We start from the raw sequence: 22377 nt of genomic DNA on the forward strand, positions 1-22377 counted from the left end.
GGGAGTACATTAGCACGGTAATTATTAGCAAGCTAATGAACTCAGCGATGAATGGAGTGGTCATGTCCGGACGTATCGATGTGCACCAGCACCTGATCCCGCCCGCCTACCGCGAGCTGCTCGACCGGAACGGGAAGACGGCGGGTGGCTGGCCGATGCCGGACTGGGACGCGGCGGGCGCGATCGCCATGATGGACGGCCGCTCGATCGCCACCGGCATCCTCTCGGTCAGCGCGCCCGGGGTCTACTTCGGCGAGAACGCGGCCGCGCGGGACACGGCGCGCATGGTCAACGAGTACTCGGCGGAACTGGTCAAGGACCGGCCGGACCGGTTCGGCATGTTCGCGAGCCTGCCGCTGCCCGATGTGGATGGCGCGCTCGCCGAACTCGCCCACGCCTTCGATGAGCTCGATGCGGACGGTGTGGTCCTGCTGTCCAATGTGGAGGGACGTTATCTCGGCGATCCGGAGTTCGAGCCGCTGTGGGCCGAACTCAACGCCCGCGAGGCGACGGTGTTCGTGCACCCGGACGCGCCCGCGCTGCCGATGCTCGACGGGCTGCCGAGCCCGCTGCTCGATTTCCCCTTCGACACCACGCGAACCGCGCTGCAACTGGTCACCTCCGGAATCATGGGCCGGTATCCGCGGGTGAAGGTGATCCTCTCGCATGCCGGCGGATTCCTGCCGTACGCCGCCTACCGGTTCACCGGCGCCGCGCTGGTCGACCCCGGTCTCACCCCGGAAGGGGTGTTCGCGGATCTGCGGCGGTTCTACTTCGACACCGCGCTTTCCGCGAGCGAGACAGCGCTGCCCGCACTGCTGGCCTTCGCCGAGGAGGGGCACGTGTGCTACGGCAGCGATGCGCCCTTCGCCCCGGACCAGTGGGGTGGCGTTTTCGATGCCAAACTCGACGAATACCAGGGATATCGGCCCGGCCAGCTCGCGGCGATCAACCGTGGCAACGCTGAGGGACTGTTTCCTCGGCTGCGCTGAATCACCGATCGTGCGGTCACGGCTCGGCCAGAAGCTCCAGCAGCAGCGCCGCCGACCAGCTGAAGTTGGTGGCGTTGCGGCCCTGCCCGGTGACCGAGTTGTAGTTCTCCCTGATCGGTGCGTCCCCGGTGAGCCCGGCCGCATTGCTGAGCAGTTTCAACCGTGCGGTGCGGGCATCGGCGCGGTAACCGTAGTTCTCCAATGCCCGCACTCCGAAGTACACCTGGTCCACCCAGGTGGTGCCACGCCAGTAGCCGTTCGGGTCGAAGTTCGCCGAATTCCGCGCCACGGTGGGAAACGGGATCGCGGTGTCGAACTGCTGTGGATCGGTGAGGCTCTGCCGGACCCGCGCGGCCTGCTCGGGTGTCGCGATCGTGGTCCACAGTGGAGTGATCGACTCGGTTCCCTTGCCCCGCTCGACGAGCGGGCGGCGAGTGGCAAGGTCGGTGTCGTAGAAGAACCCGGTTTTCATGTCGTACATGGGATCGCGGATCAGCTTCGTGGTCGAATCGGCCTGCTCGGTGAACCGGTGCGCCTGCGTGGCCTTGCCGAGTGTGCGGGCGATATCGGCGAGATAGCGCTTGTCCGCGACCAGATAAGCGTTGAGATCGACCGATTCCTGGTTGAGCGAGTAACCGACGACCGTGCCGTGCGCGTCCCGGTTCTTCAGCACCCGCAGCCCGGCGCCCTTGTCGAAGCGCGGCGCGTCGTCCATGCCGCTCTCCCAGGCGGCTGCCTCGACCTGAGCCTTTTCGGTGTCGTTACGCGGATCTACGGTCGCCCCGTACTCGGCGAGCCCGTCGTGATCGTGATCCCGGTTGCGGTACCACCACTCGTGCTGGGCGAGCAGCTTCGGGAACATCTCGCGCAGGAAGGCGCGGTCGTGGCTCTGCCGGAAAGTCTGCCACACCGCCCAGGCGCCGAGCGGTGGCTTGGTGTTGCGCTCGTTGGTGCCCTCGCTCGGCGTGGTGTACATGACCACATCGGGCAGCATGCCCGCGTCCTGGCCCCGGTTCGGGGTTTTCGCGGTGAACTGGTGCCGGTACACCGAACGCAGCACCGATTCGGCCAGTTCCGGGGCGAACCGGGAGACCCCGACCGCCTCCTTGAAGCTGTCCCACGGCCAGTAGCCCGCGGAGAAATCGCTCTCGGTCAGCGAGGGGGTGATTCCCGCATCGTGCAGGTCCCCGGCCGGACCGCGCCAGTTCGTGGTGAGCGTTTCGATCGCCTTCACCGCGGTGCGCCGCTGCCCCGGCGCGACCCCGGCCAGTCCCCGCCGCAGGTAATCGGCCCAGCGCTGGTCCACTCGCGCGGCGGCGAGCGCGGGCAGGTGGGTGGCGAATCGCAGGGCGTTCGCTTCCTTGTCCCGCTCGGCCTTGGTGAAGGTGTAGCTCTCGCCCCAGGACAGTCCCTGGCTGCCGCCAGGCGCCAGGCGCAGCGGGGCGCGCCGGTTCGTGCGGTAGGAATCCCCGTGCACCTGGGTGGAAACCGGTTCCGGATGGCCGACGTGGAATTGTTCGGTGCCGCTGGTCACGAACTTCTCGGGCTTGTTCACCTTCGCGAAGTCCACCCGAACCCCGTCCGGACCGGGGTGCAGGCTCGGCGCCGAGCGCATCGGCTCGCTGTCCGGGCGCAGTAGCCGCCCCTGCCAGGACACCCCGAGGGTGCGCGGCCGCGGGGAGTGGTTGTGCATTCGCGCGCGCACCAGGGCGGTGCGCGCGGAGACGAAGCGCAGATCGAGGTCGAGTTCCAGGCCGGGCAACCGGTAGGTCTGGCCGAGGCGGCCGGGATAGGAGTGCACGCTCGGTGCGGGCAGCGGGATCGTGTGCCCGCTCTCATCGGTGAGTGCGATCTTGGTGAACGCCTTGCTCAGGTACCAGGGGCCTTCCTGGGCCAGGTACAGCGGCCCGGTGAACCCGCCGTAAGCGGATGTATCGCCCTTCACGGGCAATGCGTACGCATGCCAGGCCCCGGCATCGGAGAACACGTTGACCGGGTTCGCCGACGGAACCTGCGCGCTCTGCGGTGTTCCCTGCCGGTTCAGCACATCCGCGAAACCGGGCGATGGGGACGGCCGCGCGCCCGCGGGGGCGGTTCCGAAACAGGTCGCGCCGACCACGGCAGCGGCGAGCAGGGCGATGAACCTGTGCACTCCAGCACACCTCCTCATGTGGCATCCCTTGCCACATCGGGAATGACGATAATCGGCGGTTCCCGATGCGCTCATCCGCCCCCGTCCGTCGAGCATCGAGGGTTTCGATGCTCGGCATGCAGACCGTGCACGAGTGCTGCGTGCGCCGCCCGGTTCGGGCAGGCTTCGCCGCGATCCGGCAATGTGGCAGGAAGGGGCCGGCTATGCGGCGAGCGCTGGTGATCGTGGTGGTACTGGCCGCCGCGCTCACGGCATGCGGGCGCTCGGATTCGAGCCCGGGCGGCGGAAACTATGCCCGGGTCGATGCGGCGCACACCGCGCGGGAACTGCTCCCCGGGCGCTATCGCGAGGAAGGCGTGCTCAAGGTGGTGACCTCGGTCGGGTACCCACCGATGGAGATGTACGCGCCCGGAACGACGCGACTGACCGGAGTGGACCCCGATCTGGCCCACGCCATCGCCGAGGAACTGGGTCTGCGCCTCGAACTGTCCAACGCGGCCTTCGACGGGATCGTGCCCGGCGTACAGGGGCAGCGCTGGGATCTCGCGCTCAGTTCGCTCAGCGATTCGGCCAAGCGCCGGGCCGCGGTCGACTTCGTGGACTATTTCCGTGCGGGCGGGGTGATCCTGGTGCGCAAGGGAAATCCGGAACACATCCGGGGTCTCGGTGACCTGTGCGGCAAATCCGTCGTGCTGGCGCAGGGATCCTCGAATCTGAAGATCGGCCAGGAGCAGAACGCGCGCTGCCGGGATGGAATGCGGATCTCGCAGAGCGTGGACGCGCCGAGCGGGCTGCTCACCATCGACTCCGGAAGGACGGTCGCGACCATCGTGGATTATCCGGCGGGCATCGACTACGCGAAAACCGGGAAATACGAGCTGATCGGCGGCCAGCACACGGCCGGACTGTGGGGAATCGCGGTGAGCAAACACAACGACGAACTGCGCGACGCGGTGCAGAAAGCACTCGGCGAACTGATCGCCGACGGCCGGTACGCCACGATCCTGCGTCGTTACGGGGTCGAGGCGAACGCGATCCCCACGCCGAAGGTGAACACCAAATGAGCGCGGCCGAGGAACTGCCGATCAACGCGAAACACCCGCCCCGGCCCGGGCGCTGGATCGCCGCCGTGCTCGCCGGTTTCGTGCTGGTCTGGCTGGCCTACACCATCATCGTGAACCCGAACCTGCACTGGGACATCGTGGTGGACCAGCAGTTCGATCACCGGATTCTTGCCGGGCTCGGGGTCACCATCGCGCTCGCGGTGACCTCGATGGTCGTCGGGATCGTGCTCGGGGTGCTCGTCGCGGTGATGCAACTGTCCGCGAATCCGGTGCTGCGCGCCGCGGCCGGGCTCTACACCTGGTTCTTCCGCGGTACCCCGCTGCTGGTGCAGCTGATCTTCTGGTTCAACCTCGCGCTGATCTTTCCCACGGTCGGGTTCGGTGTCCCCTTCGGCGGGCCGCAGCTCGTGGAATGGCAGACCAATGCGCTGATCACTCCGTTCGTCGCGGGTCTGCTCGGGCTGACCATCAACGAGGGCGCCTATATGGCCGAGATCGTGCGCGCCGGGATCTCCTCGGTCGCGCACGGGCAGCGCGAAGCCGCCGAGGCGCTGGGCATGCCGAACCGCGCGGTGCTGCGCAGGGTGGTGCTCCCGCAGGCGATGCGGGTGATCATCCCGCCGACCGGGAACCAGTTCATCTCCATGCTCAAGACGACCTCGATGGTCTCGGTGATCGCTGGGGCCGACCTGCTCACCGTCGCCCAGCACATCTATCTGGACAACTTCGAGGTGATCGCCCTGCTGATCGTGGCCTCGATCTGGTATCTGGTGCTGACCACGATCGCCAGTGTCGGACAGCATTTCATCGAGAAACGGTTCAACCGCGGGCAGATCACGCTGCGCAGGCGCCTCGGCCGCGATCTGCTCCCGGTGGTGCGAAGGAGGAAATCGTGACACCGATGGTGCGGATCTCGAAGGTACGCAAACGATTCGGGTATCTCGAGGTACTCAAGGGGATCGATCTGGATGTGGCGCGCAACAGCGTGGTGTGCGTCATCGGCCCCTCCGGATCGGGAAAATCCACCCTGCTGCGCTGTGTGAACCGGCTGGAGACCATCGATTCCGGGCGGATCAGGGTGGACGGGGAACTGATCGGGTACACCGAGCACACCGACGGCCTCCGGGTGCTCGGGGAGAAGCAGTTGTGCCGCCAGCGCGCCGCGATCGGCATGGTGTTCCAGGGCTTTCACCTGTTCGGCAACCGCACCGCGCTGGAGAACGTCATCGAGGGACCCGTTACGGTGCAAGGAAAATCGCGCGCCGAGGCGATCGAGCAGGCGCGTGAACTGCTGGAAAGGGTAGGGCTGGCCGACCGTGCGGAGCACTATCCCGCGCAACTGTCCGGCGGCCAGCAGCAACGGGTGGCGATCGCGCGAAGCCTTGCCATGCGCCCGAAAGTGATGTTGTTCGACGAACCGACGAGCGCGCTCGACCCGGAATTGGTCGCCGAGGTGCTCGCGGTGATGCGGGATCTGGCCCGGGAGGGGATGACGATGATGGTGGTGACCCATGAGATGCGCTTCGCCAGAGACGCGGGCGATCATCTCGTGTTCATGGACGACGGGGTGATCGTGGAACAGGGCGATCCGCGTGCGGTGCTCGAACAGCCGCGCGAGGCACGGACGAGGGCCTTCCTCGGGCAGGTGGGGTGATGCGGCTGGATCTGTTGCTGCGCGGTGGTTTGCTCGTGGACGGCACCGGGGCACCGGCCCGTGAGGCCGATATCGGGGTGCGCGCCGGGCGGCTGTGTTTCCCTGGTCCCGGTGCGGAGGCCGAACGGGTGCTGGATGTTCCCGGGCTGGCCGTGGCACCCGGTTTCATCGACGCGCACACCCATTCCGATGGGGCGAACCTGCTCGATCCGGCGCGACCCGAACTCACGCTCGCCCCGGTGCGCCAGGGCGTGACCACCGAGATCTGCGGCAACTGCGGATTCGGCATGTTCCCCGCCGGCGGTCCGGCCGCCGGGCAGATGCGTGCGCAGGCGCGGGTGGAGTTCGGCGGGGATGTGGGGGTGTTCGCGGATTTCCCGGCGTTCGCCGCGGGGCATGCGCGCGTACCGCGGAGCACCAATCTGAGCTCACTCGTCGGGCACGGCACGCTGCGCGCGAGCGTGCTCGGTTACGCCGACCGCCCGGCCGAAGCCGATGAGCTCGACCGGATGCGCGCCGCGCTGGACGCGGCACTGCGCGCCGGTGCGGCCGGGCTGTCCACCGGGCTGATCTACCCGCCGGGAACCTACGCGGACACCGGGGAGGTGGTCGCTCTGGCCGAAATCGCCGCACGGCACGGAAAACCGTACGTGACCCATATGCGGGACGAGATGTCACAGGTGGAGACCGCGCTCGCGGAAGCGGTGGAGATCGCCGAACGAAGCGGTGCCGCGCTGCACGTCTCGCATCACAAGACGGCGGGGAAATTCGCCTGGGGCCGCACCGGGAAAACCCTGCCGCTGCTGGACGAACTGCGCGCGGGCGGCCTGGATGTGAGCTGCGATGTGTACCCGTACACCGCGGGCAGCACCGGGCTGGCCGCGATGCTTCCGCCATGGGCCAGTGAGGGCGGAACGGCGGCACTGATCGAACGTCTCGGTGATCCGGAACAATTGGACCGGATGCGCGCGGGCATCGAGAACGGAGTTCCCGGCTGGGAGAACACCGTGGGAAACGGTGGCTGGGATCGGGTGGATATCGCCTGCGCGCCAAGCGAACCCGGAATCGAGGGGACCAGTCTCGCCGAGCTCGCCGCGCATCGGGGCACCGATCCGCTTTCCGTCGCGGCGAGCCTGCTGCGCGCCGACGGCGGGGCGGTGATGGTGATCAGTCATTCCATGCGCGAGGACGATGTGCAGCGGGTGCTGGCCAGTCCGCTGTCGGTGATCGGCTCGGACGGGGTGCCCAAACCCGGCCACCCGCACCCGCGGCTGGCCGGGACCTTTCCCCGAGTGCTCGGGCATTATCACCGCGAACTCGGGTTGTTCTCCCTGGAAACGGCCGTGCACAAGATGACGGGGGCCACCGCCGCTCGGTTCGGGCTCGCCGGGCGGGGAGTGCTCACCGAAGGGGCGCACGCGGATCTCATGGTGTTCGATCCGGAAACCATCATCGACCGGGCGAGCTACACCGATCCGCTGCTCGCCCCGGACGGCGTGCACCACGTACTGGTCGGCGGAACCGAGGTGCTGCGCGCGGGAACGGACACCGGAGCGCGGCCCGGGCGGGTGCTCGCGAGCGAATAATGGAAATTATGCGCCATAAGGGATCGGATACTGTTTCGCGGAGCGGGGCCACCGGATGAGCACCGACTTCGACAGACTGGACACGGCGGTGCAGGCCATCGAACGGCGCGGACCGGAAACGCTCGCGGTCGCGGTGCACGGGCCCGGTGAACGCGGGTACGGGCACCACGAACACACCGAGCTTCCGCTGGCGAGCGCGGGCAAACTCGCTCTGCTCGCCGAGCTGGGCAGGACGATCGAACAGGGCGAGCGCGCGGAAACCACGCCGGTACCGATCGAACCCGAGGACCACTGCGGGGGAACCGGGCTGCTCCAGCACCTCGCCGCGGACACGTACAGCCTCGGCGATCTCGCCCTGTTCACCGCAGCGGTGAGCGACAACATCGCCACCAACGCGCTGCTGCGGGTGCTCGGTATCGAGGCGGTGAACCGGACCGCGGACCGGCTCGGGCTCACCGCGACCAGGTTGCTGGACCGGATCCGGGATGTGCGTGGTCCGGGGACCGCGCCGACCTTCGCGCTCGGTACCGCGGCCGATCTGGCACTGCTGGCCGCGCGGGTGGCCGAGAACGGGTTCCCCGGAGCGGCGCGGTTGCTGCGCTGGATGCGCACGAACACCGATCACGATCTCGTTCCCGCGCTGTTGCCGCACGATCCGTACCAGGAGCGCCCGTTCCCGGGTATCATCTGGATCGCGAACAAGACCGGGACCGATGACGGGGTGCGTGCCGATGTCGGTGTGATGCACAGTGCCAATCGCATCGCCTATGCGGTGCTGGCCGTCGGGGAACCGGGCACCGAGCCGGGATTGGTGGCCGCGGCGCGCCAGACCGGGCTCGCGATCGCCCGGCACGCCGCGGGATGGGTGGGCTGACGCAGAACGGCGCCGCAACGGTTTCCCGTTGCGGCGCCGCAGGCGAAGAACGCGCTTACTTGGTCTCGAGCTTCTGCCCGGGGAACAAGTTGTTGGCACTGGTGAGCGTGTCCTTGTTGAGCTTGTAGAGCTGCGACCAGCCGCCCTTGACGCCCTTCTCCGTGGCGATCTTGGACAGGGTGTCGCCCGGGGCCACCGTGTAGTCGCCGTGCCCGGTCTTGACGGTGGTCGTCGTGCTCGCCTTGGCCTTGCTGGAGCTGGAGCTGGAGCTCGACGAGTGGCTGGAGGAGGAGCTGTACTTCTTGCTGCTGTAGGAGGAGCTGTGGCTGCTCTTGTAGCTCGACGAGGAGCTGGAGCTGCTCGAGGAGCTGCCGCCCTTGCTGCCGCAGTTCGGCCAGGCGCCCATCCCCTGGGAGGCCTTCACGTTCTCGGCCACGCGGATCTGCTCGGAGCGCGAGGCGCCCTGCGGGCTTCCGCTGCCGCCGTTGGCCTTCCAAGTGCTCGGGGTGAACTGCAGACCACCGGAGAAACCGTTGCCGGTGTTCGTGCTCCAGTTGCCGCCGCTCTCGCACTGCGCGACCGAGTCCCAGTTGGTCGCGCTCGCCGGGACGGAAATGGCGACCGACGGAATGCCGATGACGGCGGCGGCGATGCCGATCTTGGCGATGTGCTTGACCACGGAAGAGTGCTTGCGGTGAGTAGACATATTTCTGCTCAATCACCTACCGCGCCATCGAGCGCGTACGTCTCGCCCTGCCCGGTAGCGGCCAATCGCTCGGGGTTTATTCCGAGTGTCCATCGGGCAGGGGTGGCGCTTGGACACTCGGGGCCGTATCCGCTGCTAGCGGACCGACCAGAAGCGACGGTACGCAACGAATCGGTAAACGAAAGGGGTCCGGCCATGTAACCGTCGTCACGGTAACGGTGAAACGGGTGACGCGATGGGCACATTTATCCTGGTCATAGAAACATAATCGAGTAGTTACCGTTTCGAGATTGAATATCGCCTACGAGACCCGTATCACACGCCTTTCACCTGAATGATGTTTGCCATGGTCAACAGTCTGCCGGTAAGTCGTTTTCCGCGGGTCCGCAGGCTCAGGGCAGCAGCCGTTCCAGGGAGTCGCGCATCGCGGCCGCGCTGGCCCGCAGGTGCGCGGCGAACGGGCGCAGCGCCGGGTTCGGGTTCGTCGGCCGCACGGCGACCCCGACCGTGCGCTGGAGTCCCCGGTTCTCGATTGCACAGGTGTGCACCCCGGCCGCGTCCTGCATGCCGAGGCAGGGCACGACCGCGACCCCGAGGCCGGCGCGCACCAGTCCGATGGTGACGTCGTAGTAGTCGCTGCGGCAGCGGATCCGCGGGGTGAACCCGGCGACCGCGCAGGCCCGTTCGAACACCGAGACCGAGGTGTCCGCGCCGAAGGTGGTGATCCACGCTTCCCCGGACAGTTCGGACAGCCGCACCTTCGCGCGGCCCGCCACCCGGTGTCCCTGCGGGACCACGAGCATCTGCGGCTCGGTGAGCAACGGGGTCACCTCGACCGAATCGGGCAGGTGTCGGGGTTCCAGCGCGTGTTCGAAGACCACCAGCGCATCGAGGGTTCCACCGGCCAGTTCGGGGAGGAGTTCGTGCGGCTGACCGAGGCGCAGGTCCAGTTCCACTCCCGGATGTCGTTCGCTGAACCGGGAAAGGGCGAGCGGCACCAGCCGGTAACCCGCCGAGCCGAAGAACCCGATGCGCAACCGTCCCTGGTCCACCCGGGCCTGCACGCGCAGGTCCTGCTCGGCCGAGGCGACCAGATCGAGCACTTCCTGGGCGCGCCTGGCGAGCTGGGCGCCCGCCTCGGTGAACCGCAGCCGCTGCGCGCCGCGTTCGACGAGGCCGACGCCCGTTTCCTGCTCGAGTTTCGCCAGCTGGTGCGAAACCGCGGACGGGGAGAGCTCCAGTTCGCGTGCCGCGCCCGCGATGCTGCCCGCGCGGAACACTTCGAGCAGGACCCGCAACCGCACATTGCTCAACATCGTCGGATTATGACTCAGAAACGCAGCGCGGCCAGCCGTTCACGGTCCTGTACCACCCGCGGCCCCGTTTCCGGGTCGAGCAGCACCTTCGGCGCGCGCGGCCGTCCGTTGTAGGTGGTCTCCAGCACCGAGGAGTAGGCCCCGGCCATGCCGATGAGCACCAGATCGCCCCGGTGCAGCGAGGGCAGTTCGTAGTGCCCGATCCGGTCGGCGGATTCGCAGACCGGGCCGTGCAGCTCGGTGGGGAGCACGGGAGCGTCCGGTGCGGTGAGCGCGCGCACCGGATGCCGGGCGCCGTAGAGGGCGGGCCGGACGAGTTCGGTCATCCCGGTGTCCAGCACGACCTGTTGTGTGCCACCGAGATCGCGCACGTGCAACACCGAGGCGAGCAGTGATCCGGCCTCGGCGACCAAGGTCCTTCCCGGTTCGATGGCGCATCGTGCGGGTAGCGTCCGGTCCGCGAGCACGGCGGCGAAGTGCCCGGCCGATGGACCGGCCTCGGACGGTGCGTCGATGGACGGTGCGTCGATGGACGGGAAGCCGCCGCCGAAATCCACCGTGTCCGCCCCGGAATGCTTGGCCCGCACCAGATCGAGCGTCTCCAGTGCGGCGAGCGCGCCATCCCGCCACGCGGTGACCTCGCCGAGCTGCGAGCCGACGTGCACGTGCACCCCGCGCACCCGGATTCCGGTGCCCGCGAACGGATCCGTGTGGAGCAGGGTGCGCAATTCCGCCCCGCGCAGGCCGAATTTGCTCTCCGCGCTGCCGACCGCGAGCCCGGCATGGGTTTCCGGGCGCACCGCGGGATTGATCCGCAGCAGCACGTCCAGTGGAACCGGCCCGCACAGTTGCGCGCAGCGGCGCGCCTCGTCCAGGGTTTCCAGGCTCACCCAGCGCAGCGGATCCCCGTCCCTGGCCGCCGCGATGGCCGCGCGCAGTTCGGTATCGGTCTTGCCGATGCCCTCCATGGTGGTCTCCGTGTTCGGTACCCCGGCCCGGCGCGCGGCCTCCCATTCCCCGAGCGAGACCACGTTCGCGCCCCAGCCCCTGGCGTGCAGCCGGGAGACGACCTCAGGGAGGGGATTCGCCTTGAGCGAGTACGAACGGATCCACTGCTCGCCGAACGCACGGGTGGCGGCATCGGCGGCGGCATCGATGGCGGTCGGGTCTAGCACATAGGCCGGGGTGCCGATGGCCTCGGCGAGCTGCGGGTACGGCGGGTGCTCCGGGGCTACGCTGGCCACCGGCAGAACAGAGGACGTCACGAGAGAGACTGTATCACTTCATGCAGAAATCAGGCGATAATGAAGATGCTGTTACAAGTGAATCAGGCGTGTTCGAGGAGATCCGCGCCCGGCTCGGTGAGTTCTCCCCTGCCGAGAAGCGGGTGGCGATCGCGCTGCTGGACAACGCGGAGACCTTCGGGCTGACCTCATCGGGAGAGCTCGCCCGGGCGATCGGGGTGACCGCGCCGACCGTGATCCGGTTCGTGCGCAGGCTCGGCCACCAGACCTACGCCGAGTTCCAGGAAGTCTTGCGGGGCACGGTATCCGGGCGGATCGCCTCGCCCGCCGAGATGTATCAGCGCTACACCCCGAGCGGGCAGGGCGATTCGGGGCAGCGGCTGCGCACCTACGCCGGGGAGTTGAGCGAGGCCGTCGCGAGCACCCTCGCCGGTCTGCCCGCGCGGCAGTACGAAGCGGCGATCGAACTGCTCGCCGACCGCAAACGGCGGGTGTACGCCGTCGGTGGCTGGTTCAGCGATCTGCTCGCGCAGGCGTTCATCGCGCTGCTGCAACAGGTTCGCAAGGACACCAGGCACATCGAGCCCGATCCGCGCACCAGGGTCGGCATACTCGTGGACCTCAAGGGCAGCGATGTGCTGTGCGTGTTCGACTACGCCCGGCACGAGGGCATGACCCGCCAGCTCGCCGCGGACGCCAAGCAGCGGGGCTGCAAGCTGATCCTGTTCAGCGATGTGCCGCTGTCCCCGGTGGCCCAGCTGGCCGATGTCGTGCTGCCCTCGCGCAGCGCGGTACCGACCGCCGTCGAATCGATCATCCCCGCCATGGCCGTGGTGGACGCGCTGGTCTCCGGGGTGCTCGAGCGCTCGCCCGAAGTGCAGGCCCGGATGCGGCAGTTCACCGAGACGAGTGCGCACCTCGTCGAGGGGTGGACGAGTTAGCCGGTCAGCCCGCGCAGCACCGTGTCGTGGAAGCCGATCATGCAGGAGGTCAACTCCTCGATGTCTTCGGGATCGTCCGGTTCCTGCTCGTGCAGCCAATCGGCGAGGATGTCGAACAAGCCGCCGATCAGCCCGATCGTGACGGTTCGGGTCCGATGCTCGTCGAGTTCCACCCCGGCCCGCTGCCACGCGGCCTCCACGAGGATGGCGGCGTTGCGCCGGTTCTTCCGGCGTTCCCGTTCCACCGCGGTCGAGATCGCCGCCGCTTCGCCGAAGGCCACCTTGAGCACCCGTACATCGCTGACAAGGCCGCGGGTGAACGTGGCGATCAGGTCCGGTAGCGCGAACCGGTCGGCGGCCATGGTCTCCAGTCCGGCGCGCACCTGCTCGAAGAGGTTCGCCGTGACATGGCGGAACAGGTCGAGGTAACAAGCCTCCTTGTTCTCGAAAAGCTCGTAGAACCCTTTGGTGCCGACATAGGCGCGCTGGCAGATCTCCTCGATCGAGGTCCCGTAGTAGCCCTGGTCCGCGAACAGGTCGAGTGCCGCCGCGCGCAAGTCGGCGTGCCGTTGAGCCCTTCGCTGCTCGGCATCCCGCCCGCGCACCGTGCGCGTGTTCCGCTTGGTCGTGCTCATCCCACCGATCCTAGAGATTGCCCCTCCTCCGCGCGGGGCAATATGAACAAGGCACCTTGTTCATAACATGGCATCGTGTTCTACTGATCCGACTCAAACAGCGCGAACAAAGGAGTCGCGATGCTTGCTCGTCTCGCACGTCTCGGTGCCGTCCTGGTACTGAGCCTCGCAGCGGTCCTCGCCGGCACGGTTTCGGCGGACGCGGCACAACAGTCCGGGGCGCGAACCTCCGGATGGAACGACAACGACTGCAAACCCGGTGCCGAACACCCGGAACCGGTCATCCTGGTGCACGGCATGTTCGCCAATGACCGGGTCAATTTCGCCACGATCGCGCCCGCGCTCTCCAATGCCGGGTACTGCGTGTTCTCCACGACCTACGGCGCGGGACCGCTCGGCCCCTTTATCGGCGGACTCGATCCGCTCGCGGGCAGCGCCGGGGCGCTCGGTCAGTACGTGGACCGGATCCGGGAACAGACCGGTGCCGGGAAGGTCGACCTGGTCGGCCATTCGGAAGGGAGCACCGTCCCCGCCTACTACATGAAGATGCTCGGCGGTGCGGCCAAGGTGAAGCACTACGTCGGTTTCGGCGCCAACTACCGGGGGACCACGCTGCACGGGCTCGGCACGCTCGCCAAGAAACTCGGCATCGACAAACCGCTCGCGGACATCGGCTGCGGCGCCTGCCATGACTTTCTTCCCGGTTCGCAGTTCCTCGAAGACCTCGGCAAGGGCGGCATCGCGGTCCCCGGGCCCACGTACACCAATATCGTCAGCAAGATCGACGAGGTGGTCACGCCGTACACCAGTGGCCTGATCGACGCGCCCAACAGCACGAATGTGGTGCTGCAGGACCGGTGTCCGAGTGACGCGGCCGGGCACCTCGGACAGGCGATCGATCCGAACGTGCTCGACGAGATCGAGCGATCCCTGGATCCGGCGCATGCCGGTCCGCCGAAATGCACGCCGTTCCCCGGGTTCGGCATCTGAGGGCTCGCCGCACCCCGAGCAAAAACGGAGGGTCCTCCAGTTCTGCTACTCTGGACAGAGCGGAGGATCCTCCGTTTCGTGTCGGCCGAGTCAGGAGAGTGCGGAGATGGACAGTCCAGGTGGAACGGCGCTGCTCGCCGGTCGGCGGGTGGCCCGGATCGGATTTGGCGCGATGCAGCTGGGTGCGCAGGACGCCGAGGTGCTGCGTAAGGCGGTGGGCAACGGGGTGAACCACATCGACACCGCCGAGTTCTACGGCGACGGTGCGGTCAACGCGTTGATCCGCGCGGCACTGCATCCGTATCCCGAGGATCTGGTGCTGGTGAGCAAGGTCGGTGCGGAACACCGCGATGGGCTCGTCCCGGCGCAGAAACCGGGGCAGCTGCGCGCGAGCGTGGAGGCGAATCTCGCCAGTCTGGGCATCGAGCGGTTGCCCGTGGTGAACCTGCGCCGCCTGGATGTGGGGCCCGGCCTGGTCGCCGAGGGAGATCAGCGGGTGGGCATCGAGGATCAGCTCGCCGAACTCATCGCCCTGCGTACCGAGGGCAAGATCGGCGCGATCGGGCTCAGTGCCGTCGATGCCGAACGGCTGCGTATCGCGCTTCCGGCCGGGATCGCCTGCGTGCAGAACGCGCACAGCCTGCTGTCTCGGGAGAGTGCCGCGCTGCTGCGGATCTGCCGGGAGAACGGGATTCCGTGGGTGCCGTTCTTTCCGCTCGGCTCCGCGTTTTCCGGTCATCCGAAGGTCACCGAACACCCCGAGGTGCGCGCGGTGGCCGCGGAACTCGGGGCGAACCCGGCGCAGATCGGTCTCGCCTGGCTGCTCGCCGAGTACGAGAACACCCTGCTCATCCCGGGCACCGCGAATCCGGTGCACCTGGAGGAGAACCTGGCCGCCGGGCGGATCCGGCTGGACGCGGCCACTTTCGCGCGCCTGGACGGGCTGGCTTAGTGCGTCATCGGATGCGTGGCGAGCGGGGTGACCTCGATGTCGGCGTACGGATAGACCGGCAGCTCGGCGAGCACCGTGGCGAGCGTGTCGGCATCGGGAGTGGACCAGATGCCGACATTGCCGCGGCGACCGGGAACACGCCAGAACCGTTGGATCGTGCCGTCGGCGAGCAGCTCACGACCGCGGGCGCGTTCCCGCTCGATCAGGTCGGCGCGTTCCTCGTCGGGCAACTCATAGGCGCGCGAGGCATCGACGCGGACCAGGAACTCCATGATGACTCCTTCGATATTCGACGAACGTCGATGAGTCTACTCCGTCGTTCCGGGCACCACCGAGATGAGCACCTTCCCGACGAAGCCCTGCTCCAGTGCGGCGTGCGCGGCCGGGGTCTCGGCGAGCTCGTACCGCCCGAGCGGCAGCCCGTGTTCGGGGCCGACCCCCATGACCCCGTCCGCCACGGCGGCGCGGACCGCGGCGATTGCGTCTTCCTTCGCGGCGGCGTCGACCGTGTAGGTGTACGTGAAGCCCAGCCGGGCGTTCTTGACGAGCAGTTCGAGCGAGGGGATCGGGAGTAGTTCGCCCGACCGGTAGGTGTAGACGTTGATGCTGCCGCCAGGCGCGAGCACCGCGGTGTCCGTGGCGAGATTGGCCGCGAGATCCACCTCGACGATGTGGTGAACGCCAACGGGTGCGAGCTCGGCGACGCGTGCGGGCACATCCTCGGCGCGGTAGTCGAGCACGTGATGGGCCCCGGCCGCCGCGGCGAGCCGGGCCTTGTCCTGGCTGCTGACCGTGGTGATCACCCGCGCGCCCGCCCACGCTGCCAGCTGGATCGCGGCGTGCCCGACCGCGCCCGCCCCGCCGTGCACCAGGACCGTCGTCCCGGTCAGCGTGCCGGGGGCGAGCCGCTGTGTTCCCGAGGTGAGCGCGTGGTGCGCGGTCAGCGCGGGAATGCCGAGCGAGGCGCCGAGCTCGAAGCTCGCCCCGTCCGGCAGCGGAACCACGTGTTTCGCAGGCACGACGACATAATCCGCCGCGGTGCCTGCCGGGCTGCCGAACGCCGCATCCCAGAGCCACACTCGCTGCCCGGCTTCGAACCCGGTCACATCCGCGGCGATCGCGTCCACCACGCCCGCACCGTCCTGATGGGGGATCTGCTCGGCGAACTTCATCCCCGAGGACTGGCCGCTGCGGCTGCGCAGGTCGGTGGGGTTCACTCCGGACACGTGCACCCGTACCCGGACATGGCCCGCGGGCACCTCCGGAACGGGCCGCTCGGTGAGCCGGAGCACTTCGGGACCGCCCGTGCGTTCGTGGACGACCGCGCGCATGAAACACCTCTTCTGTTCGGAGACAACGCGTTGGGGGACAACGGAGACAACTCAGGGTGTGCCGGTTTCATTTCTCGTCAGTCCGATGATGGCCTGCTCGATGCCTTTCCGTTCGATCAGCAGGCTCCCGGACTGCCGGACGGTGCCGAACACCTTCTTCAGCAGCCCGACCGCCTCCTGCGGGGTGCCGCGCCTTCCGGTGACCACGGGGAACGGTGGCTCGCGTTTCGCCCGCCAGGAACCGGTTTCGGCGCGACCCTCGGGCACCACGAGCAGGACGCGCACGCCCGCGGCGGTCGGCTCGGCCGCGCGCCCGGCGAGGTCCGTGACGTGCCGGTTGCACACCGGGCAGGTGGTGTCGGTGCGGGGGAGAAAGGGTTCAGCTCAGTTCCCGGTTCGGGGTGGTCGGCGTGCCCAGCAGGGCCTTGATGTGCGCGAAGAAGGCTTCGCCGTCCACATCCTCGATCACCGTGGCATTGGGTTCGAGCCCGTGCACACCCCAGGACATGGCCGCGTAACCGCGGGTGAGCTCGCCCGCCGTCTCCACATCCACGTGGTACCGGGCGCTGCGGGTGACCAGTTCGGGATGCAGCAGCACGGCCGCGGTCAGCGAATCGGGATGAGTGGTGCCGTCGATGCCGACGCTGCGGTCGAATTCCAGGGTGGTGGCGCAGATCCGGTCGAAGAACCCGGAGAGCGGGGTGCCGAGCGCGGCGAGCTCATCGAGCTTGGTCTGATCGAACACCGCGCATTCCAGGGTGAGCGGGGCCCAGGGCACGACCACGATCTCGAATCCCGCGGCGAACACGGTCTTCGCCGCCTCCGGGTCGACGTAGAAATTGAATTCGGCGGCCGCGGTGATGTTGCCGCGCCCATTGTTGGATCCGCCCATGACGTACAGGGTTCTGACATTGCCCGCGAATTCCGGATCCTTGATCGCCGCGGTGGCGATGTTGGTGAGCGGCCCGATCGCGACGATCGCCAGTTCGCCCCGGTGTTCGGCGGCCAGCCGGATCAGCGCGTCCACCGCGTGTTCGCCGCTCGGCTCGTGCCCGCTCAGATCCATGCGCAGCCCGCCCGCCCCGTCTCCGTGCACGTTCTCCGCGCTCTCCCACGGGCGCACCAGCGGACGGCGGCAGCCGAGGTGGATCGGGACCTCACCGAGCCGCCCGGCCACATTGGCGGTCAGATAAGCATTGCGTACCTGGTGCTCGAACCCGACATTGCCCGCGACCATGGTCACTGCGCGCAGCCGGGCCGCCGGATCGAGCAGCCCGGTCAGCAGCGCGACACAGTCGTCCTGCGCGGTATCGGTGTCGATCACCAGCGGGGTCACGGATTCCGCCGAGCAGTAGGGGCAGGCCCCGTCCCCGACGAACCGGCCGCACTCCGGGCAGACCGAGGACAGCCAGCAGGCCGGGTCGCCACCTTCTTCGGTCATGACCCGAGCCTAGTGCTGTTGAGCTGCTGCTATCCACCGAACTTGTCGGCTGACCCGATCTTTGTGTTTCCCCGCGCCCGCGCACCGCGCCTAGCGTCGGTGACACGACAACGAGAGAGGGAGAAACATGACTGAGCACACGCTTCGGGACAAGGTCGCGGTCGTCGCCGGGGGCGCGAAGAACCTCGGCGGGCTCATCAGCACCAGCTTCGCCGAGCAGGGCGCGAACGTGGTGATCCACTACCACGGCGACGCCTCGGCGGTGGACGCGGAGAAGACCGCGGAAGCCGTGCGTGCGGCGGGTTCGAAGGCCATCACGGTGCAGGGCGACCTGACCAGGGTCGGCGATGTGCGCCGGCTGTTCGATGCCGCGGTGGACGAGTTCTCCGGTGTGGATGTCGCGGTGAACACCACCGGGATGGTGCTGCGCAAGCCGATCCTGGAGACCACCGAGCAGGAGTACGACACCATGCTGGCGATCAATGCCAAGGCCGCGTACTTCTTCCTGCAGGAGGCCGGGCGCCGGATCAACGACAACGGCAAGATCATCAGCCTGGTGACCGCGCTGCTCGCCGCCTACACCGACGGCTACTCCACCTACGCGGGCGGCAAGGCTCCGCTCGAGCACTTCACCAGGGCCGCGTCCAAGGAGTTCGCCGAGCGCGGCATCTCGGTCACCAATATCGCGCCCGGGCCGATGGACACGCCGTTCTTCTACCCGCAGGAAACCCCGGAACGCGTAGAATTCCACAAGTCCCAGGCGCTCGGAAACCAGCTGACCCAGATCGAGGACATCGCCGCGCTGACCAGGTTCCTCGCCACCGAGGGCTGGTGGATCACGGGGCAGACCATTTTCGCCAACGGCGGCTACACCACCCGCTGATTCCAGGGAGGGAATCATGACAGTGCAACCGAGCGAACCGGCCGTGCAGGCCTTCGTCCAGGCCATCAACTCCGGTGACCGCGCCGCGTTCGATGCCCTGCTCGATGCGGGCGCCACGATGTCCGATGACGGCACCGACCGGGACCTGCGCTCCTGGGCGGACGGGGAGATCTTCAACGCGGACGGCCGGATGGACGTCGAGTCCGAATCGGACGGTGGGCTCGCCCTGATCGCCGAGTTCACGAACTCCACCTGGGGCAGCATGCGCACCCGGTGGCGGTTCACCGTCGCGGACGGGAAGATCACCCGGTTCGAGACCGGCCAGGCCTGACCGGCCCGGCCTACCCTTGGCGGACATGGGCATCGACCTACGGAAACTGGACCAGCTCGTCGTCGTGGCCGAGGAGGGCAGCTTCACCAAGGCCGCGAACCGGCTGCACCTCTCGCAGCAGGCATTGAGCACGTCCATCCGGTCCTTCGAACGTGAGGTCGGGGTGCCGCTGCTGGCCCGCGATCCGGGTGGGGTCACCGCCCTTCCCGCGGGGCAGGCGCTGATCGAGGACGCGCGCGTACTGCACGGACTGGTGCGCGCCGCCCTCGAACGGGCGCGGCGGATCGGCCGGGAGGAAACCGAACCGCTGCGGATCGGGCACACGCCCGCGGTCACCGGGGAGGAGATCGCCGGGCTGCTCCGTTCCCGGCTCAGCGACCAGGAACTGAGCAACACCGAGGTGTTCCAGCGCTATCCCGCGCAGCTGCTCGACGAACTGTACACCGGAAGGCTGGACCTCGGGCTCTGCCGTGGAATGCCGCCACCACAAGGGATCGCGCGGGAAACGCTCGGCCACGACCGGCTCTGTGTCGCCGTCGCGGCCGAGCACCGCCTCGCCGGGCGGGAGTACGTGGAGCTCGCCGAACTCGCCGAAGAACCGATCATGGTGTGGGGGCGGCCGGGCAATTCCGGGTACACCGATTTCCTGCTCGACCAGTGCCGCCGGGCCGGATTCGAACCCCGGTACACCCGCAATCCCATCCAGGGCACCCCGCCGGTGACCGCGGTGATCGGCACCGGACACGTCGCTTTCGTCACCGCGCCACCGGGACCGGCCGCGGGCGGTAAGAGCAGGGTGCTCGAACTGCGCCCGGCACTGCACGCCCCGCTGCACGCGCTCTGGTCCCCGCACATCACCAACGAACTGCGGGACGCGTTCCTCGCGCGCTGAGGTTCACCAGGGCGCCGGGTTCACCAGGGTTCTGGGCTTCACCAGGGCGCTGGGGTTCACCAGGAAACCGGAAGCCGTTCGATCCCCCCGGTGAGGCGCTCATCGCGCGGGGTGAGCTCTTCGGGGGCGGCGGCGAGGGTGAGCGTGGGCAACCGGCGGAACAGCTGGCCGAACACGCCGCGCAGTTCGAGCCGGGCGAGGCTCGCGCCGATGCAGAAGTAGCCGCCGTGGCCGAAACCGAGGTGCGTGCTCGCCCGCTTCGAGGGTGCGAACCGTTCCGCGTCCGGATAGGCGCGCGGATCGCGGTCGACGAGCGCGCTGTACAGGATCACCGCCTCGCCCCGGCGGATCAGCTGTTCGCCGACCTCGATATCGGCGTGGGCGTAGCGCAGGATCCCGATTCCCCCGGATGCGTTGAGCCGCAGGATTTCCTCGACCACCTCGTCGACCGTTTCCGGATGCGCGATCAGCCGCTGTTTCGCGGCGGGGTTGCTCAGCAGCGCGAGGGTGCCGTAGCTGATCGCGTTCAGCGTGGTCTCGTGCCCCGCGAACAGCAGCCCGGCCACGATTCCGGTGAGCTGTTCCCCGGTGAGGTACCCGGGATACTCCTGCTGCGCCGCGACCAGATCGGAGATCAGATCCTCGCCCGGATCGGTACGTTTCGCCTCCGCGATCCGGCCGACGTATTCGCGCAGCTCCGCATAGGCGATCCCCGGATCCTCCCCGGCCAGCGTCGCCAGCCGGGCGGAGAGGTCCTTGAAGTAGTACCGGTCGGCGAACGGGACTCCGAGCAGCCTGCAGATCACGAACACCGGCAAGGGCATCGAGACGTGCCGCTGCAGATCGGCCGTACCGTGTTCGGCGCCGCCGGTCATCTCCTCGATCGACTCCCGCACGAGCGTGGTGATCAACGTGGCCAGGTCGTTCATCCGCCGCGCCGAGAACGCCGGGGTGAGCAGTCGCCGGAAGATCGCGTGGTGCGCCTGCTCGGTGTCGAACTCGTTCAACGGCCCGGCCATCACCCCGGCATCGGACACCCTGCTCGCCTGTTCCGGGCTCGGATGCGATCTGCCGAGCAGCGGATCCGCCCAGAGCTGTTTCGCTTCGGCGTACCGGGTCACCAGCCAGGCCGGATCACCCGCCGGAGTGCGCACCCGCACCAGCGCGCTCCGGTCCGCCAGTCCCGTGTACCACGGACTGATCTCGAGCACACTCGCGCGCGGAAACGGAAGCCGTGGCGCGTCCACGGTGCATCACCTCCGGATGCTTCCACGGTAGTACCGCGCACCTCGGATCGCTAACTGTATGAGGGCTGGACGTTGGTGAGGCCGGCCGGCAGCTGCGAGGCTGGTGGCAGGCCGTCGGCACGGCTGTGTGGCCGATGATAGTTGTAGTGGATATTCCAGACCGCGATCGCGGCTGAGCGGGCGTCTTCGCTGGAGAAGTCGCGGGCGTAGAGCAGTTCCTCGGCCAGGATCCGTTGGTAGCGCTCTACCTTTCCGTTGTGGCGCGGGGTGTACGGCCTCGTTCTCTGGTGTCGGGTCTGGTGACCGACGATTCGAGCGAAGTCGGCGGATCGGTAGCACGCGCCGTTGTCGGTGACCACGCGGTGAATATGGGTGATGCCGTGGGTGGCGAACCAGACCTTCGCTCGTGCCAGGAACGCCGCAGCGGTCGAGCCCTTCTCGTCGCTGAGGGGCTCGGTGTAGGAGAGCCGGGAGAAGCCGTCGATGGCTGAATGCAGGTAGGTGTACCCGCGCTTCGCGCCAGCTGCCTTCGCTCGACCGGCGGCTTTGGCCTGGTCGCTCTCGCGGCCGTGGATACGCCATCCGCCGCCGTCGGGGATCCGGCCGACCTTCTTCACGTCCAGGTGCACCATATGGCCGGGCCAACGGGCGACGATCTTCCTTGGTTTGCGGTTGCTGTCTCCGACGGGATCTATGAACCGGCGTCTGCCCAAGCCGAGTTTGGTCAGGTGCCGCGTCACGGCGCGGCGGTTGATCATGACCCCGGAGTCAGCGAGTTCGTCGGTGATGCGCTGGGCGGACCACTTGTGGTCGCGTCTCCAGGTCTCGATCTGTTCGATGGCCCAGGAAGGTGTTGCGTTTGGACTCCGGTGTGGCGTCGAAGGCCTGTCGTGAAGTCCGGCGTCGCCGTGTCGTCGCCACCGGTTGACCCACTTTGAGGCGCAGGCGCGGGAGANGCCCATCTCGGCTGCGACATGAGCGATAGGGCGGGTGCGGCAGCGTTCGATGAGTCGTCGACGTCCTTCGACGCTGAGAGGTGCGTTGGTATGCAAGATTGCGAATCCTTCGTGATTTGGAACGGTCGGACGGGTGGCTGGTGTTGGGTCAGTGACGCGCCATCTGCTGCGCCTCGTTGAGGGCCTGTCC

At 68.0% G+C, this 22377-nt stretch carries 23 protein-coding genes; 12 read left to right on the forward strand and 11 right to left on the reverse strand.

The window, feature by feature from the left end; all coding sequences use genetic code 11:
- The first annotated feature begins 62 nt into the window (after positions 1-62).
- A complete protein-coding gene (locus A37U_RS0110995; protein ID WP_020496695.1) occupies positions 63-992 on the forward strand; it encodes an amidohydrolase family protein in 930 nt (309 codons plus the stop codon).
- A 16-nt stretch (positions 993-1008) separates the two neighbouring features.
- Here the strand turns inward: A37U_RS0110995 and A37U_RS0111000 are convergent, their stop codons facing one another.
- Entirely contained in the window at positions 1009-3144 is a 2136-nt protein-coding gene (locus A37U_RS0111000) for an MGH1-like glycoside hydrolase domain-containing protein (protein ID WP_020496696.1), read from the reverse strand.
- A 203-nt stretch (positions 3145-3347) separates the two neighbouring features.
- Here A37U_RS0111000 and A37U_RS0111005 point away from each other — a divergent pair, with 203 nt between their 5' ends.
- The 5 genes from A37U_RS0111005 to A37U_RS43150 are packed head-to-tail and all read left to right on the forward strand — an operon-like array spanning position 3348 to position 8322.
- Entirely contained in the window at positions 3348-4208 is an 861-nt protein-coding gene (locus A37U_RS0111005) for an ABC transporter substrate-binding protein (RefSeq protein WP_020496697.1), read from the forward strand.
- The gene (locus tag A37U_RS0111010; protein WP_020496698.1) at positions 4205-5104 is read left to right on the forward strand and encodes an amino acid ABC transporter permease; all 900 of its coding nucleotides are present in this window, start codon (positions 4205-4207) and stop codon (positions 5102-5104) included. Before A37U_RS0111005 ends, A37U_RS0111010 begins: the two co-directional genes overlap by 4 nt.
- The gene (locus tag A37U_RS0111015) at positions 5101-5862 is read left to right on the forward strand and encodes an amino acid ABC transporter ATP-binding protein (RefSeq protein WP_020496699.1); all 762 of its coding nucleotides are present in this window, start codon (positions 5101-5103) and stop codon (positions 5860-5862) included. The genes A37U_RS0111010 and A37U_RS0111015 overlap by 4 nt, the downstream gene beginning before the upstream one ends.
- Positions 5862-7448, forward strand: a complete 1587-nt coding sequence (locus A37U_RS0111020) for an N-acyl-D-amino-acid deacylase family protein (RefSeq protein ID WP_020496700.1) — start codon at positions 5862-5864, stop codon at positions 7446-7448. Before A37U_RS0111015 ends, A37U_RS0111020 begins: the two co-directional genes overlap by 1 nt.
- Before the next feature lie 55 nt (positions 7449-7503).
- Positions 7504-8322, forward strand: a complete 819-nt coding sequence (locus tag A37U_RS43150) for a serine hydrolase (RefSeq protein WP_020496701.1) — start codon at positions 7504-7506, stop codon at positions 8320-8322.
- Between the two features lie 55 nt (positions 8323-8377).
- Here A37U_RS43150 and A37U_RS54385 read toward each other — a convergent pair whose 3' ends face one another.
- From A37U_RS54385 to A37U_RS0111040, 3 genes are all read right to left on the reverse strand, one after another.
- On the reverse strand, positions 8378-9028 hold the full coding sequence (locus A37U_RS54385) for a LysM peptidoglycan-binding domain-containing protein (protein WP_026197090.1): 651 nt from the start codon (positions 9026-9028) through the stop codon (positions 8378-8380).
- A 392-nt stretch (positions 9029-9420) separates the two neighbouring features.
- A complete protein-coding gene (locus tag A37U_RS0111035; RefSeq protein WP_040587288.1) occupies positions 9421-10344 on the reverse strand; it encodes a LysR family transcriptional regulator in 924 nt (307 codons plus the stop codon).
- A 14-nt stretch (positions 10345-10358) separates the two neighbouring features.
- Entirely contained in the window at positions 10359-11609 is a 1251-nt protein-coding gene (locus A37U_RS0111040) for a diaminopimelate decarboxylase family protein (protein ID WP_083933375.1), read from the reverse strand.
- 68 nt (positions 11610-11677) lie between these two features.
- Between A37U_RS0111040 and A37U_RS43155 the strand changes: the two genes are divergently transcribed.
- On the forward strand, positions 11678-12529 hold the full coding sequence (locus tag A37U_RS43155; RefSeq protein WP_020496705.1) for a MurR/RpiR family transcriptional regulator: 852 nt from the start codon (positions 11678-11680) through the stop codon (positions 12527-12529).
- Here A37U_RS43155 and A37U_RS0111050 read toward each other — a convergent pair.
- On the reverse strand, positions 12526-13164 hold the full coding sequence (locus A37U_RS0111050; protein WP_020496706.1) for a TetR/AcrR family transcriptional regulator: 639 nt from the start codon (positions 13162-13164) through the stop codon (positions 12526-12528). The two genes, A37U_RS43155 and A37U_RS0111050, sit on opposite strands and share 4 nt — an antisense overlap.
- A 120-nt stretch (positions 13165-13284) precedes the next feature.
- Here A37U_RS0111050 and A37U_RS0111055 point away from each other — a divergent pair, with 120 nt between their 5' ends.
- Both A37U_RS0111055 and A37U_RS0111060 read left to right on the forward strand, forming a co-directional pair.
- Positions 13285-14154 carry a lipase family alpha/beta hydrolase gene (locus tag A37U_RS0111055; protein ID WP_020496707.1) on the forward strand — a complete coding sequence of 290 codons (870 nt, stop codon included), beginning with the start codon at positions 13285-13287 and terminating at the stop codon, positions 14152-14154.
- A gap of 106 nt (positions 14155-14260) precedes the next feature.
- A complete protein-coding gene (locus tag A37U_RS0111060; RefSeq protein WP_020496708.1) occupies positions 14261-15106 on the forward strand; it encodes an aldo/keto reductase in 846 nt (281 codons plus the stop codon).
- Here A37U_RS0111060 and A37U_RS0111065 read toward each other — a convergent pair.
- Genes A37U_RS0111065 through A37U_RS0111080 form a run of 4 tightly spaced genes read right to left on the reverse strand, consistent with a single transcriptional unit; the run spans position 15103 to position 17878 of the window.
- Complete coding sequence (locus A37U_RS0111065; protein ID WP_020496709.1) at positions 15103-15378, reverse strand: muconolactone Delta-isomerase family protein; 276 nt, start codon at positions 15376-15378, stop codon at positions 15103-15105. The genes A37U_RS0111060 and A37U_RS0111065 overlap by 4 nt on opposite strands.
- Positions 15379-15414: 36 nt before the next feature.
- Positions 15415-16437, reverse strand: coding sequence for an NADPH:quinone reductase (locus tag A37U_RS0111070; protein ID WP_020496710.1), 1023 nt, complete (start codon positions 16435-16437; stop codon positions 15415-15417).
- A 51-nt stretch (positions 16438-16488) separates the two neighbouring features.
- Complete coding sequence (locus A37U_RS43160; RefSeq protein WP_020496711.1) at positions 16489-16782, reverse strand: redoxin domain-containing protein; 294 nt, start codon at positions 16780-16782, stop codon at positions 16489-16491.
- A 34-nt stretch (positions 16783-16816) separates the two neighbouring features.
- Entirely contained in the window at positions 16817-17878 is a 1062-nt protein-coding gene (locus A37U_RS0111080; RefSeq protein WP_020496712.1) for a nucleoside hydrolase, read from the reverse strand.
- Between the two features lie 127 nt (positions 17879-18005).
- On the opposite strand from A37U_RS0111080, the gene A37U_RS0111085 reads away from it, so the two are divergent.
- Genes A37U_RS0111085 through A37U_RS0111095 form a run of 3 tightly spaced genes read left to right on the forward strand, consistent with a single transcriptional unit; the run spans position 18006 to position 19984 of the window.
- Positions 18006-18761 (forward strand): SDR family oxidoreductase, encoded by a 756-nt coding sequence (locus A37U_RS0111085; RefSeq protein WP_020496713.1) that lies wholly within the window; start codon positions 18006-18008, stop codon positions 18759-18761.
- 16 nt (positions 18762-18777) lie between these two features.
- The gene (locus tag A37U_RS0111090; protein WP_020496714.1) at positions 18778-19092 is read left to right on the forward strand and encodes a nuclear transport factor 2 family protein; all 315 of its coding nucleotides are present in this window, start codon (positions 18778-18780) and stop codon (positions 19090-19092) included.
- Positions 19093-19117: 25 nt separating this feature from the next.
- A complete protein-coding gene (locus A37U_RS0111095) occupies positions 19118-19984 on the forward strand; it encodes a LysR family transcriptional regulator (protein WP_020496715.1) in 867 nt (288 codons plus the stop codon).
- 56 nt (positions 19985-20040) lie between these two features.
- Here the strand turns inward: A37U_RS0111095 and A37U_RS0111100 are convergent, their stop codons facing one another.
- Entirely contained in the window at positions 20041-21231 is a 1191-nt protein-coding gene (locus A37U_RS0111100) for a cytochrome P450 (RefSeq protein WP_020496716.1), read from the reverse strand.
- 50 nt (positions 21232-21281) lie between these two features.
- The gene (locus A37U_RS0111105) at positions 21282-22286 is read right to left on the reverse strand and encodes an IS481 family transposase (RefSeq protein WP_026197093.1); all 1005 of its coding nucleotides are present in this window, start codon (positions 22284-22286) and stop codon (positions 21282-21284) included.
- Positions 22287-22377 lie beyond the last annotated feature (91 nt).

This window comes from Sciscionella marina DSM 45152 (genome assembly GCF_000379465.1).
Classification (GTDB): domain Bacteria; phylum Actinomycetota; class Actinomycetes; order Mycobacteriales; family Pseudonocardiaceae; genus Sciscionella; species Sciscionella marina.